The following is a 12,387-nucleotide window of genomic DNA, read 5'->3' as shown; positions in this document are numbered from 1 at the left end:
CTCCACTCCAAGTCTTGTCCCATTCTACCACAACCTCGCTATCGCCAAATATTTGTCCCGGAGCCAAACCAAAGGCCAATTCAAGATGTCTCACTTCGTCGGGTCCGCCGTCTTCATATATCTCGAAAACGGCCTTGTTGACAACTCCAACTTTGGTTGTTAGTACTGGATATGATGTTGAAAATGTATCTATATCTGATGTAATTCCGTTATATGAAAATCCTTGATCCACAAAGTCCTCATTATTGTTGCCAGTCCCCAATGTCGGTGGAAAACAGTCAAACGTGCATTCATTGCTTATTATGACAGCAGATACTGGGATAGCAGTTTTAGATGATGTAATTACATCGTTTGATGTAGTAACTGCGTTATCAGACAAGATTCTTCCATTCAGGTTTACGCTGACGAATAATGTAGTAGGTCCATGAGTCACTATGTTACCTGCAAAAGTACTGACGGTGTTAAGTGACGTTGCGTGTGCTGCTGTAGATGGTACCCAGAATACTTTGTCAGGATTTGCACCGTCTAGTGTTACCACTGAGTTGGTTACAGTATTGATTGCTCCGTTTATTCTAAAAATGTAAACTCCGTCGCCCTCAAGAGTAATTCCGGGTGCTGCTATATCGACAGCGCCGTTAATACAATAGATTCCAGGTATCAGAGTTCCAACAGCAGGCATTCCAGGAATTACAGCGGTTGACAACTCAGTTGCAGCGTTAAGGGTTGTTGTACAGACTCCTGTTTCTGCAGGATTATTTAAGGTTAGAAAGAGCTCGCCTTGTTTTGTTATTGCTGTTCCATATGCTGTACTAGGAGACGCAATCACTACGCCGTTAATTAGTACAGGAGTGGTCGTAATAGGATCAGGTCCTATAGTATATCCAAGATCTCCAGTCAGAGTGGTCGGATTGGTGTTGGTATAGGTTTCAGAAAGAATGGCAAAATTGTCTAGTCCTGCAATACTTGGATCCGCTGCAGTAGCAGTTGGGATGGAGGAAAACGCAATAGAAATCATGGCGACGAGCACCGGTAGTAGAAGAATTTTTTTCATTGTAATAGTTAACACTAACAATCTGATGTTGGTATTATTATTAAGTCGCGCTTACATTCGTGTCAGTTTTATTGACAGATCTGTCAGTGTGATCAACTAGTCTATTAGTATCAGAGATCAATCTCTAAACTCCACATTATTGAATTCAATACCTTAAGAATGGGCGCCAGAGGGAGTTACTTGGCTTTGGGTCACTTAATTTTTTGAATTTTGATTTCTGGCACATCGATACGCGATTAGTTTTATCTTTGTCCCTTGGTTTTTGAGTTCCTTTTGTAATCCATTTGTGTTCTTTTCTTATTTGTCACGTGTCTTTTTTGTCCTCGTGTTTTACACTCAAAACTTGTATCATAGTAGATCGGACCGCCATCAAAGGCACATGTTTATTCAATCCCTAAATGCCGCAAACAATCATAATGCTAGCAGATCGTTCTAGGTATAAAAAATGAATAATTTTTCTTGATTACTGAGGCTTCTTTGGGTAGCATTCGCCTCTAAAGTATTTCCCTTCTTCACATTGTGAACCGTCTGGAAACACGCAGATGCTCTGCATTAACTTGCCAGTTCCTTGCACCTTTATTTTTCCGCCGTTATCAAGGCAGTGCATGGTTGCAGGGCTTACAGACTGTTCTGGAGTATGCGGATTTTGGATTGCAGAGCTGTCCCATATTCCCTTTGCTATTAGCGCCTCACTTTTCTTCAGCTTTTCAAACGCTAGAGTGTCTCGTGTATCTACAAAGTATGACGGAGTGGATTTGTCATGCATCGGATCCTGAATTTTAGAGCTGTCCCACTTTCCCTTTGCTATTAGCGCCTGATCTTTTTTCATCTGTGCAAACTTTATGGTGTCCCTATTATCGACTACAGAATATTGCACCGTATCAGTTATGACAGGCATGTGAGTTTGAATTTTAGAGCTGTCCCATAGTTTCTTTGCTATCAACACCTGATCTTTTCTCAACTGGTTAAATTCCAATAAATCGTTTCTATCATAACCACTCCAATATGACAGACTGCTAATTCTGTCAGATACGTTTGTTGCAATAGTGTTGAATTCAACTGGTGCTGTGAGGGTATGATAAAGCTCTACAATCAGGCAATCATTTTTGGCAACACCTACGTCACATGATCCCCTTGAGGTCTCCACTCTAACATTTGTCAGGGCATGTTCCGGATCGATGACTTTGGTAGTCTCTATTCCATTCCATGTCTTGTCCCATTGGACCATGATCCTGCTATCGCTAAATATCTGTCCTTCTGCCACGCCAAAGACCAAATCAAGATGCCTTATTTCACCAGGTCCAGCTTTTTCATATATCTTGAAAACTGCCTTGTTGACAACTCCAACTGTTGGTGCCACCTCTATGTATTGTGAAGAAAATATCGATGTGCCTGTACTTCCCTTGTACGAAAAGACTTGATCTGTCGGGATTGTGCCATCGCTGTCAGATTTCGATGGTGGCGAAGACGGTGCTTCACTGTCTTGTATGGTAGCAGGAGTTGGGGTTTTTGGTGGGATTGGAATTAGAGTAGCGCCTGATGGAACTGCAATTGTGTCAGGTCCTGTCGTAGTAACTGCACCATTTGAGAGTATTCGTCCATTCATACTTACAGTGCTGCCCATGGTAGTAGCGGCATTAGTCACTATGTTCCCCGCAAAAACACTGTTTGCTCCAAGTGTTGTTCCACCCGTTGGTACCCAGAACACGTTGTTAGATTTTGCGTTGCCTGTTAGTACAACATGTGAGTTGGCCACAGTATCAAGTGCGCCGTTTATTCTAAAGATGTAAACTCCGTCGCCGTTAAGAACAATCCCTGCGGTGTTTACATAAGCAGCTCCACCAATGCAGTAGACGCCAGGCGTTAGCGGTTGTGGAAGATCGTCTAAGACAGTTGCCCCAGATCGGGTCGTCGTACAAGCGCCAGATTTTGCAGGATTGTTTACGGATGCAAGAAGATTAGATTGAGCAGTTATTGCTGAGAGATAGGTAGGAGCAGGAGTTGGAAAGATTGTACCAGAAACTGTTGGAGGGCTTCCATGGGCCACATAATATCCAAGATCGCCGTTAAGAACGATTCCTGTGCCGGAGTTAGTATAGGTATTAGCAAGAATGGCAAAGCTGTTGACTCCGGTAAGATCTAAAGAATCAGCTGCAACGACAGTTTGAGTAGAGAAAAACACAACAGATATCATGGCGACCAGTACTGGAAGTAGAATAATTTTCTTCATAGTTAACATCTACAGTTTGTCTGTCAGCAATGTAATTAAGCCGTGCTTACATTTGTGTTAGTTTTATTGACATACTTGTCAGTGTCGGAAATAATCAAGGTAGACAGATTGTTTTTGATTCCAATCTCAATTCGGTCTTTAAACACGACTAACGATCAAGCCATCATTTCTAAAAACGCAAAATCAGTGGACATGTCTACAATTCCCTTGAGATCACGCCAGTCAGATTTGAGCCGCCACACAGGGTTTTAACCTTTTGACTAGTTGCTTTACCTGACACCACACAATATTCAAAAACCACGGATTCTGTTGAAAATGTATGAGTGACGACAGTTGGTCCAATCTTGACAAGGTGGATCAGAAGATCATAGAGATCCTAAACAGTAACGCCCGCACCCCTTCAAAAGAAATTGCAAGCGAGTTGCGAAAGTCAGGCAATGACGTATCAGATAGGACCATACGAAAGAGAATAGAACGCCTTGAGAAAAGCGGCATCATCAAGGGTTACAAGGCAGTGCTAAGCGACGTTGCAGAGTCCAACGAACATGAGGCGTTGTTTTTGAAATTCAAGGTCGCAAAATCAATCGAGTCCCTAAAAGAGGCAATACGAGAACATGTGGTTTCCATGCCAGAATATCTTTTTGTTGCAAATATGGACGGAGAATGGAATATGCTGGTAATATCACGAATTGATCGCGGAATAAAAAACCCAACGTCAAGAATAGTTGAAAAGTTTTCCGATGACATCATAGATTACAGAATAACAAAGTGCGATTTCAAAGACATAAATCTTCTAAACATGTCGCTTTTACTTCTTTGATAGCGAGTATTCGGATTCGGCAACATCTAGCGCGTCTTTGAGTTCCTTGATTGTAAAAGGCTTTTGAATAAAGGCAAGCACCCCCACACTGATCGTGTCCTTTACGCGTTTTGTTGTTTTTTCATCGGCAGTTATGAGTACGATTTGCGCGTCCGGTTTTTCCGACAAAATCTTGTTTGCCACCACGTCCCCGTTTACATCAGGCAGACCCATATCAAGGAGGATTATCGGGTTTGTCTTGAGCAGCTTTTTGCATCCGGTTAGTGCATCTTTTCCAGTAGAAAACGAGTGCGTATTTTTGTATCCAAGCTTTTCAAGATAATTTTCAATTTTTAATACGATTGACTTGCTGTCATCTATTATTATTACTGGCCTTAGGTCTTCTACAGCAGTGTTCCTCTTGATGGCTTTTGATTTTTCAAATGCCGCTTTTGCGTCATCATACTTTCCTGCACGGAGGAAGCATTTTGCTGCGCACAGGTATGCGTTTTTCACACTGTAATTATTTTCTTTTTTTGCAAAATTGAAAAAGAGTTTTCCCGCCTCAGTTATCTCATCTTCTGCGCCTTTGTTTTGGCGTATTTTACATTCTGCTGCAAGCACATACGATAGGGCAGCCTTGATTAAATCAGTCTTTTTTATGGATTCCGCGATGATTGTAAACTGGTTGTATGCAGCCATGTTTTGCCGATTGCGCAGATGAGTAAGGGCAAGATCAAAGTTAGGTTCTTTTGTTGCCACGGTTAGACATGGGACTTGTTTTATTTTATGTGTTAGCTCGAAATTTGAAAATAACTCACACAAAAAGTTTGATCAAAAGCATTGTCAAATATGAAACTCCGGCACTGGCTGGAATCGTGACTATCCAGGCCCACATTATTCTTTTGCCAATTCCCCACCTGACTGCAGACATACGCCTTACTGCGCCGGCGCCCATGATAGCGCCCGAAATCGCATGAGTCGTGCTTGCTGGAATTCCAGCGTGCGCCAAGACTGCCAAAATTGTAGCACCCCCAGTCTCCGCAGCAAATCCCTGGTACGGTTTTAGCTGTGTTATTTTTACTGCCATGGTTTTTACAATTCGCCATCCGCCAAAGAACGTGCCAAGGCTAATTGCAAGCGCTGCCATCAATATCACGTAAAACGGCACAGCAAATTCCGTAATGACGCCTTCCGTTAGTAAAATCAGCGCAATTATTCCCATTGTTTTTTGGCCGTCGTTTGCGCCATGTGTTAATGAGAAATAGGTAGACGATACAAGCTGCAATTTGCCAAAAGCAGAGTTCACCTTGCCCGGCTTTTTGTTTGCAAAGACAGTAATGATTATAGTTGCAAGTAAAAATGCTCCAACTAGTCCGACCACGGGCGAGATGATTATGCCAGTTACGACTTTTTCAAGTCCGCCAAAAATTATTGCGTGCGTTCCAGCTCCTGCGATGCCCGCTCCAATGATGCCGCCAATCAAGGCGTGACTGCTTGAAGAAGGAAATCCCCAGTACCACGTGATTAGATTCCACGCAATTGCGCCAGAAAGTGCTCCTATGATGATGTGAATTGTCACAAAGTCAGGATTGATTATTCCCTTGCCGATGGTCGTTGCAACTGCAACTCCAAAAAGAAAAGGACCAATGAAATTTGCAATGGCCGCAAGGGTCACAGCCTGGAGCGGTTTTAGCACTCTAGTTCCAACAACTGTTGCAATTGAGTTTGCCGCGTCGTGGAACCCGTTGATAAAATCAAAAAATAATGCTGCGATTATTGCTGCTATTGCTAATTCATACATGTTTTTTCCTTTAGGTGTATTTTAGAACAATATCTTCAATGACGTCCGCAACATCAAGACATCTGTCAGATGCAGTTTCTAGTGATTCGTAAATATCTTTTAGTTTTATTATGTTGATTGCGTCTGTTGTTTCAAATAATTTCCCGACGGCAGTTCGGTACAGGTCGTCAACGGTGTGTTCTATATCGCTTATTTTTCTACAATGATTAATTAGTGATTTATCCGCCTTGACGTTTTTGAGCCTCGATATCATCAATTCCACTTCTTTTATTGCGTTTACGAGCTCTTTCGCAATGTCTAGCATGTATGGCGGGTTTATTGATATGTGGTAGCTTACTATTCTGCCGGAAATTCCCTCTATGAAATCAATCACATCATCTGTTTTTGCAGCTATTCTCTGCATGTCTTCCCTATCAAGCGGGGTGATGAACGTCTTGTTTAGCTCTGCAAATATGGAGCGGGTCAGATCGTCTGCATCACGCTCAATTTGCTTTATTTTGGCATGATATTCGGATGCCTTGTCAATATGTGAGAACATTTGGACTAGTTCTTCTGATGCCTCCTTTGCTTTGATCGCAAGATTATCCAGAATTGTCAGGATTTCTTTTTCGTTTGATTTTACCCAAGAAAGCCACTGGACCATAAAGAGCTCCACGGGTAATGTGATTAAAGCCTGTACTACATACACTATATTCCACTATATAGTAAACGATCCATACTTGAGAATTGGCAAAACGGTTTTTACAGTCAGCAAATGATGAAAACCGTGAAGCGTCTTGAGGCCATAATCCCAAATAACAAGATGAGCCTGATCATTTCTGCAATAGAAGACGTCAGTACGGCTGGAATAACGGTTGTCGAGTCACGCGGGCGCGGAAAGGGTGCGCGTCCGTCAGTTAGAAGCTCAAGAGGAACAAAAATGCAGCAGGCAGAATACAACAGCCTGATCACAGTCATGACAATTGTGGATGATTCCAAAGTTGAGCAGATAGTATCGGCCATCCTAGATGTTGCAAGTACTGGAACAAGTGGCGATGGTAAGATATTCATCTCAGACGTCTCTGAAACAATAGACATTCAGACAAGACAGAGGGGAAAAGACGCCCTTTGACATCAAACGTAAATGTGATTATCAAATGATTACGCTGCAGTACACACCATTATATGAGCTAGAAATCACAAACAGGTAGTGAGCGATAGAATAACAATACTGCTTGATAGCGATCTAACAAAACAACTGCGTCAAATTCAGGCAAAAATGATCATACAGACTGAAAAATCAATAAGTTTTTCCCAGGTACTAAATCTGGCTGTAAAAGAAGGACTGCCAAAATTAAAGTCAAAGGCCTCAGACTAGGCCTGCACTCAGACGCGGCTTAGCCCGTAAACTGTTTTTTGCGGATTTATCTTTTCGTCAAGTGTCGATAGGTACTCCAGGATGCAAAAGTTGACTAGGTCACTAAACGACTTTATTTTGTAATTTGCCTGCAGGAGATCCTTGTTTTGCGCATAGAACTGATCAACCCTGAGAAGTGTGTATTTTTGCAGTGGGACTAGCCTGCTTCTTTTTGTCGTATGCACCACAGATGAGGCCTCTAGCTCTTTTTCTCCTTCAAGCGTATCCATGTCCACGATTTCAGTCATTTCCGAAACAAAGATCTTGCCGCCGTCTTTGGATTTTATTCCCGAAGACCTTGAGATTATTTCAATTACCTTTTTTGCGTCAGTGTCAGGAACGACTAGTTCGATTTTTGCCAGCGGGATGCTTTTGAGGCCGGCATTTCCCACCTTAGGTCCTGTTTGCTTGTCAAAGACATCATTGTTTGAGATGTCGTGCTTTGCAATAATATACTGGCCAATCTTGGAAAGACTCGCCTTTAGAGTCGAGAAATTTTGAGAGCGGATGATCGCCTCTATTTTTTTCATGCTTTTGGAAGCGTTGTTATTTATTTATTAATTATTAGGTTGTTTCAAGGGTTGATAACTGCTCTGCCGATTATTTTTCTTGCCTTTAGGTCTTCTAACGCAGTGTTTGCATCTGAAAGCGAGTACCTCTTTGAGATCGTCGGATTTATCACTCCGCGCTTTGCAAGGCCAATTAGTTCCAGCATGTCATTATAGTTTCCAGTGTATGCACCCTGGATGGTGATTGCCTTTAGCGGAATCGTAACAAGCGACAGGTCAATCGATCCGCCAAAAAGTCCGACGAGGATCATGTTTCCTCGTTTTCGCAAAACTGCCAGTCCCATCTTCACAGTTGGTGGCGCATTGACAAAGTCAATCACACAGTCAGCGCCCTTGCCGTTGCAAAGAGATATGATTTTTTGCGCCGCATCCGGATCCTTTGAATTAACAACGCTATCAGCTCCCAACTCCTTTGCAAGAGCAAGCTTTGTGTCGTCGATATCCACACAGACGATGTTGGCATTTGTGATTGCCCTTGCAATTTGCACGCCCATCAATCCCAATCCACCTGCCCCGAATATCACCATGCTGTGTTGCGAATTGGCGTTTGATTTCTTAATTGCAGTGTAAGCTGTAAGGCCGGAGCATGCAAGCGATGTCGCAGCATCCATGTCAATTCCGTCTATATTAGCTAAAAACTTGAAATGAGGAACAAGTACGTATTCGGCATAGCCGCCATTTTGAAACACGCCCAAAGAACGTGGGGCGTCGCAAATATTGTCATTTCCAACCCTACATGCGGAGCAAATTCCACACCCAATCCACGGATACACCAAAACGTTGTCCCCTACGCGTATTCCCTGGACGGCGGCCCCGATTTCAGACACGGTGCCTACAATTTCATGGCCGGGCGTAACTGGGAATTTGACTCCCCTGTCTGTCACCTTCATAAAACCATCACCCGTATCATATCCGCCCTCCCAAAGATGCAAGTCACTGTGGCAAACGCCCGTTGCCTTTACTTTTACTACGACCTCAACGTCTTTTGGTTTTGGAGTTTCGATTTCCATTATTTCCAAGGGCTGTTGCGGAGACGTGATTCTGGCTGCCTTCATTACGGATCGACAGCAGTAATAACAATATAAGAGTTGACCGGCAAAGGCAAAAAAATAGAGCCCCACAGTATTATTAAACAAAACACGTGTTTTAGTTATGAGTGAGAACCAAGCAGAAAACATTTCTCAAGCTCCAGTAAACGTTCTGTTTAATCCAAACACCATAGCAAAAAAGGACGTCTGGGAGATCAACATAGTTCAGATTTTAGAGATTCTAATTCACATTTTAAAAAAGGCAGATAAGAAAGACCTCCGAGTCGCAGGGATGGCAGCACTCTCGTCTTCGCTCATACACAGAATGAAGGTAGAGAGAATTTTTGCGCTGCAAAAAGCGGCAATGGAGAAAAAGCCGCTCAGGGGAAGAACGGACGTGGATGTGGAGATGCTCAACATACCATATCGCCACGAATCCACATATCCTGTCACGCTAGACGAATTGCTTTCACTTTTGGAAAACCTAATTGGCGCAATCGCTAACCCAAGCTCGAGGAGGGGAGGACACCTAAGGTTTGAGCCGGTTGAGGTTCCGGATTTCAAGGATTATTTCGTATCGCTTGAGAACATAATTGGAAAGTACGAGGACTTGATTCTAAGAAAAATAGGAGACGCAGGATCTGGGTTTTTGCATGCAATAATTGCGGATTTAGACACTGTTGACTCCATCAGGTGCTTTTTTGCAATCTTGTTTTTGGCCAGGGATCAAAAGGTAGACTTGGAGCAGATTGAAGACGACATCAAGATAACCATACTGACAGAGAGTATGGCATAGGTGAGATTATGACAAAAATTGAAGACGATGGCGAGGCAACGGCTCGGCTGGAGGCAGCACTGTATTCTGCGGGAAGGCCGCTTTCGATAGAGGAGCTAATCAAGGCATCAGGCACGGAATCTAGGACAAAGACACTTGCACTGCTTGGCGGGATAGAGAAAAAGACAAAGTCGGCATACAAGGCAATTGAGATTGCCACGCTTCCAGACGGGTCTTACGTGTTTCAGCTAAAGCCAGAGTACAACAGTGTGATTCGAAGATATGCATCAAAACCAATTTTGCCAAACGCGACACTTAAGACATTATCATACATTGCATACATGCAGCCAATATCATCAAAGCAGCTAGTAGAAACAAGGGGCACAGGAGTTTATTCGCATCTCAAAGAATTAGAACAGCTTGACTATATCGCCCACCAAAATGTTGGCAGGCTAAAAATTTACACGACCACAATAAAGTTTCAAAAGTATTTTGGAATTAGCGGCGATGCAGATGTCCTAAAACAGAAACTATTCAAAAAGGCCAGAAAGGCGCCGGCAGAATCCGCAAGCCCAGAGCAGGTAACCCAGCAAGCATAATCACACATTGCGTCAAAGCCAATTATTTGAGAATTTTTGCGTTGTGTATAAATTAGAGTAAAAATGAAACGACCTTGTGAAGAGGTCAGTAGAGAATCTTTCAACAAGCAAGATAACAGGCGGAAGAAGACATCCGTTACGAACCAGAAGAAAGTACGACATGGACAGATTTCCAAATGAGGCAAACATCGGAGCCCAAGTCACAGTGACAAGACAGGTTCGTGCAAATCACATAAAGACGGGACTCAAAACAATCGATTATGTTAATTTGGCAATGCCAGACGCCAAAGTGAAAAAAACTAAAATTCTCAAAGTTTTAGAAAACGCAACAAACAGCGACTACCAAAGACGTGGAGTGATTTCCAAGGGCGCAATTTTAGAAACAGAAAGTGGCAAGTGCCGTGTTGTTTCAAGACCAGGACAGCACGGAGTAGTAAACGCAATTCTCTTAAAGTGATTCAATGAAAGATTACGAACACATCGTAGTCTGGTTAGATTATTTCAATAAGACATTGACAAAAAGAATGGGGCGAAGACTCCCAAAGGACAAATGCGTTTTTGATCCTTCCCTCAAAGAACTAACAGATGCCGCAAAGGAAGCTGGATTTGAAACCACTGCATCTGATGACAAGGTTCGATTCCCAAGAAGAGCGTTTGTCAGGTCAGGATACATAACGCTGCCAAAAGTCACTCCAAAGGCAAAAGTTCTCTACAAGATTTCAGAAAAACTCGTTGCAAAAAGAGCAAAACAATCAAAATAAAATTCAATATAGCTCGCAGCTAAAGTAAAGTTGACAGAAGTATATGATTAGCACTTGAGGGTTCTAGACTTCAATTGCAGGAGGTAGGGGAAATTATGCACTTGGCCAGTAGTGGCAGAGTCATCATACGACTCAAGGTACCACTTGATGAAGGCAGAATTGTTTGTGACAACACCGGAAGGAAGGTTGCCAAAGTAACGGAAATGATAGGCCCGGTATCAAAGCCATATGCTTCGGCAATATCCCTGACAAACAATATCAAAAAATACATCGACCAAAAAGTGTACTCCCTTGATGAACCTGTGATTAAACACGATAAATTTAGGAAGAGAAAAAGATGAACATAACAGAACTACAAACATGCTGCCCAGAATGTAAATCGTCACTAGTTGACGACGTACACAATGGCGAGCAAATTTGTTCCATGTGCGGAATTGTAGTCATGGAACAGATGGCAGACTATGGCCCAGAATCAAAAAGCTCAAGCATCGAAGAAAGAACAAAGCTCACACGAGCAAGCGGACAAACTACTTTTTCGCAACACGACTTGGGAATTGCAACAGAAATTTCCATCAGTACAAAGGACTTTTCTGGAAAGACAATCAACTACCAAGTTGCAAATCAGATGCACAACCTCCGAAAATGGCAACAAAGAGTCAGGGTATCATCCCCAAGAGAGAGAAGACTTGCAAATGTTCTCACCGTAATTGGCGGAACATGTCAAAGCCTGGCACTTTCTTCAAACGTTTTGGAAACATCGTCAATGATTTACAGAAATCTTGACTCACACATGGAGGTAAAAGGCAAATCTGTTGCGTGCATCGCTGCTGCCGTGATTTACATGGCGTGCAAACAATGCGATGTAGTAAGGTCACTTGAGGAAATTTGCAGTGGCACGGGATCCAACAAAGATCTCAAAATGAAGACAAAGCTTGCTGCAAAATACTATAGAACGCTCGTAATGGAGCTTGGTTCAGTAACCGCACCTGTCATAACCATGGACAAGTACATCTCCAAGATCTCAAACATGACAAACACGGATGTGCGAGTAGAAAGACTCGCCTTGGAGATTGCCGAAAAGACAGACGACGCAAGCGTAGCAGATGGCAAAGCGCCAAACGGAATCGCTGCAGCGTACCTGTATATCGCATCCGTCTTGCTTGGACAAAACGTGCTTCAGCGCGACGTGTCCAGCATTGCAGGAGTAACCGAAGTCACCATACGTAACAGATGTAAAGAAATTCTTTCATGCTACAAGCTGAATCTGACACTAAGACCAAGTTTAGCCAAAAACTAAACACTAATCCTTCTTTCTTTTTGTTTTTCATATGATTAGGGTCAGCTAAAATTAGTCGAAATTATATAGACTTTGGAG

Annotated in this window: 16 protein-coding genes; 9 read left to right on the top strand and 7 right to left on the bottom strand. The window is 42.7% G+C overall.

Annotated elements, in window-relative coordinates:
• Both NKMY2_RS04870 and NKMY2_RS10225 read right to left on the bottom strand, forming a co-directional pair.
• Nucleotides 1-1,051, bottom strand: a 1,051-nt coding sequence (locus tag NKMY2_RS04870) for an ice-binding family protein (RefSeq protein WP_042685355.1), incomplete at its 3' end; no start/stop codon positions are given.
• 463 nt (nucleotides 1,052-1,514) lie between these two features.
• A complete protein-coding gene (locus NKMY2_RS10225; RefSeq protein ID WP_081781874.1) occupies nucleotides 1,515-3,290 on the bottom strand; it encodes an ice-binding family protein in 1,776 nt (591 codons plus the stop codon).
• A 310-nt stretch (nucleotides 3,291-3,600) separates the two neighbouring features.
• On the opposite strand from NKMY2_RS10225, the gene NKMY2_RS04860 reads away from it, so the two are divergent.
• Nucleotides 3,601-4,101 (top strand): Lrp/AsnC family transcriptional regulator, encoded by a 501-nt coding sequence (locus NKMY2_RS04860; RefSeq protein WP_042685352.1) that lies wholly within the window; start codon nucleotides 3,601-3,603, stop codon nucleotides 4,099-4,101.
• Here NKMY2_RS04860 and NKMY2_RS04855 read toward each other — a convergent pair.
• The 3 genes from NKMY2_RS04855 to NKMY2_RS04845 are packed head-to-tail and all read right to left on the bottom strand — an operon-like array spanning nucleotide 4,090 to nucleotide 6,527.
• On the bottom strand, nucleotides 4,090-4,842 hold the full coding sequence (locus NKMY2_RS04855; protein ID WP_042685387.1) for a response regulator: 753 nt from the start codon (nucleotides 4,840-4,842) through the stop codon (nucleotides 4,090-4,092). The two genes, NKMY2_RS04860 and NKMY2_RS04855, sit on opposite strands and share 12 nt — an antisense overlap.
• A 55-nt stretch (nucleotides 4,843-4,897) precedes the next feature.
• Entirely contained in the window at nucleotides 4,898-5,884 is a 987-nt protein-coding gene (locus NKMY2_RS04850) for an inorganic phosphate transporter (RefSeq protein ID WP_042685351.1), read from the bottom strand.
• Nucleotides 5,885-5,894: 10 nt separating this feature from the next.
• The gene (locus tag NKMY2_RS04845) at nucleotides 5,895-6,527 is read right to left on the bottom strand and encodes a DUF47 domain-containing protein (protein ID WP_042685348.1); all 633 of its coding nucleotides are present in this window, start codon (nucleotides 6,525-6,527) and stop codon (nucleotides 5,895-5,897) included.
• A gap of 123 nt (nucleotides 6,528-6,650) precedes the next feature.
• Here NKMY2_RS04845 and NKMY2_RS04840 point away from each other — a divergent pair, with 123 nt between their 5' ends.
• Nucleotides 6,651-6,995, top strand: coding sequence for a P-II family nitrogen regulator (locus NKMY2_RS04840; RefSeq protein ID WP_042685384.1), 345 nt, complete (start codon nucleotides 6,651-6,653; stop codon nucleotides 6,993-6,995).
• Between the two features lie 78 nt (nucleotides 6,996-7,073).
• On the top strand, nucleotides 7,074-7,241 hold the full coding sequence (locus NKMY2_RS10880) for a hypothetical protein (RefSeq protein ID WP_177316514.1): 168 nt from the start codon (nucleotides 7,074-7,076) through the stop codon (nucleotides 7,239-7,241).
• 8 nt (nucleotides 7,242-7,249) lie between these two features.
• Here the strand turns inward: NKMY2_RS10880 and NKMY2_RS04835 are convergent, their stop codons facing one another.
• Complete coding sequence (locus NKMY2_RS04835) at nucleotides 7,250-7,810, bottom strand: P-II family nitrogen regulator (RefSeq protein ID WP_042685345.1); 561 nt, start codon at nucleotides 7,808-7,810, stop codon at nucleotides 7,250-7,252.
• A gap of 44 nt (nucleotides 7,811-7,854) precedes the next feature.
• Entirely contained in the window at nucleotides 7,855-8,904 is a 1,050-nt protein-coding gene (locus NKMY2_RS04830; RefSeq protein WP_042685343.1) for an alcohol dehydrogenase, read from the bottom strand.
• Between the two features lie 97 nt (nucleotides 8,905-9,001).
• Between NKMY2_RS04830 and NKMY2_RS04825 the strand changes: the two genes are divergently transcribed.
• From NKMY2_RS04825 to NKMY2_RS04800, 6 genes are all read left to right on the top strand, one after another.
• On the top strand, nucleotides 9,002-9,673 hold the full coding sequence (locus NKMY2_RS04825; protein ID WP_042685340.1) for a chromosome segregation protein ScpA: 672 nt from the start codon (nucleotides 9,002-9,004) through the stop codon (nucleotides 9,671-9,673).
• A gap of 8 nt (nucleotides 9,674-9,681) precedes the next feature.
• Entirely contained in the window at nucleotides 9,682-10,251 is a 570-nt protein-coding gene (gene scpB / locus NKMY2_RS04820) for an SMC-Scp complex subunit ScpB (RefSeq protein ID WP_042685338.1), read from the top strand.
• Nucleotides 10,252-10,327: 76 nt separating this feature from the next.
• Nucleotides 10,328-10,708 (top strand): 30S ribosomal protein S8e, encoded by a 381-nt coding sequence (locus tag NKMY2_RS04815; protein ID WP_042685335.1) that lies wholly within the window; start codon nucleotides 10,328-10,330, stop codon nucleotides 10,706-10,708.
• Nucleotides 10,709-10,712: 4 nt separating this feature from the next.
• The gene (locus tag NKMY2_RS04810; protein WP_042685334.1) at nucleotides 10,713-11,012 is read left to right on the top strand and encodes a signal recognition particle subunit SRP19/SEC65 family protein; all 300 of its coding nucleotides are present in this window, start codon (nucleotides 10,713-10,715) and stop codon (nucleotides 11,010-11,012) included.
• Between the two features lie 74 nt (nucleotides 11,013-11,086).
• The gene (locus NKMY2_RS04805; RefSeq protein WP_076613391.1) at nucleotides 11,087-11,353 is read left to right on the top strand and encodes an H/ACA ribonucleoprotein complex subunit GAR1; all 267 of its coding nucleotides are present in this window, start codon (nucleotides 11,087-11,089) and stop codon (nucleotides 11,351-11,353) included.
• Nucleotides 11,350-12,309 carry a transcription initiation factor IIB gene (locus NKMY2_RS04800; protein WP_042685333.1) on the top strand — a complete coding sequence of 320 codons (960 nt, stop codon included), beginning with the start codon at nucleotides 11,350-11,352 and terminating at the stop codon, nucleotides 12,307-12,309. Before NKMY2_RS04805 ends, NKMY2_RS04800 begins: the two co-directional genes overlap by 4 nt.
• The last annotated feature ends 78 nt before the right edge of the window (nucleotides 12,310-12,387 follow it).

It is taken from the genome of Candidatus Nitrosotenuis chungbukensis, from assembly GCF_000685395.1.
In the GTDB taxonomy this organism is placed as follows: Archaea; Thermoproteota; Nitrososphaeria; order Nitrososphaerales; family Nitrosopumilaceae; genus Nitrosotenuis; species Nitrosotenuis chungbukensis.
The sequence above is the reverse complement of the archived record's forward strand: the minus strand, read 5'-3'. Positions and strand labels throughout refer to the sequence as shown.

Excerpts from the sequence above, each read along its gene's own strand:
- NKMY2_RS10225 (WP_081781874.1), bottom strand. The coding sequence starts at position 3,290 with ATGTTAACTATGAAGAAAATTATTCTACTTCCAGTACTGGTCGCCATG.
- NKMY2_RS04860 (WP_042685352.1), top strand. The coding sequence starts at position 3,601 with ATGAGTGACGACAGTTGGTCCAATCTTGACAAGGTGGATCAGAAGATC.
- NKMY2_RS04850 (WP_042685351.1), bottom strand. The coding sequence starts at position 5,884 with ATGTATGAATTAGCAATAGCAGCAATAATCGCAGCATTATTTTTTGAT.
- NKMY2_RS04845 (WP_042685348.1), bottom strand. The coding sequence starts at position 6,527 with ATGGTCCAGTGGCTTTCTTGGGTAAAATCAAACGAAAAAGAAATCCTG.
- NKMY2_RS04835 (WP_042685345.1), bottom strand. The coding sequence starts at position 7,810 with ATGAAAAAAATAGAGGCGATCATCCGCTCTCAAAATTTCTCGACTCTA.
- NKMY2_RS04830 (WP_042685343.1), bottom strand. The coding sequence starts at position 8,904 with ATGAAGGCAGCCAGAATCACGTCTCCGCAACAGCCCTTGGAAATAATG.
- NKMY2_RS04825 (WP_042685340.1), top strand. The coding sequence starts at position 9,002 with ATGAGTGAGAACCAAGCAGAAAACATTTCTCAAGCTCCAGTAAACGTT.
- scpB (WP_042685338.1), top strand. The coding sequence starts at position 9,682 with ATGACAAAAATTGAAGACGATGGCGAGGCAACGGCTCGGCTGGAGGCA.
- NKMY2_RS04810 (WP_042685334.1), top strand. The coding sequence starts at position 10,713 with ATGAAAGATTACGAACACATCGTAGTCTGGTTAGATTATTTCAATAAG.
- NKMY2_RS04800 (WP_042685333.1), top strand. The coding sequence starts at position 11,350 with ATGAACATAACAGAACTACAAACATGCTGCCCAGAATGTAAATCGTCA.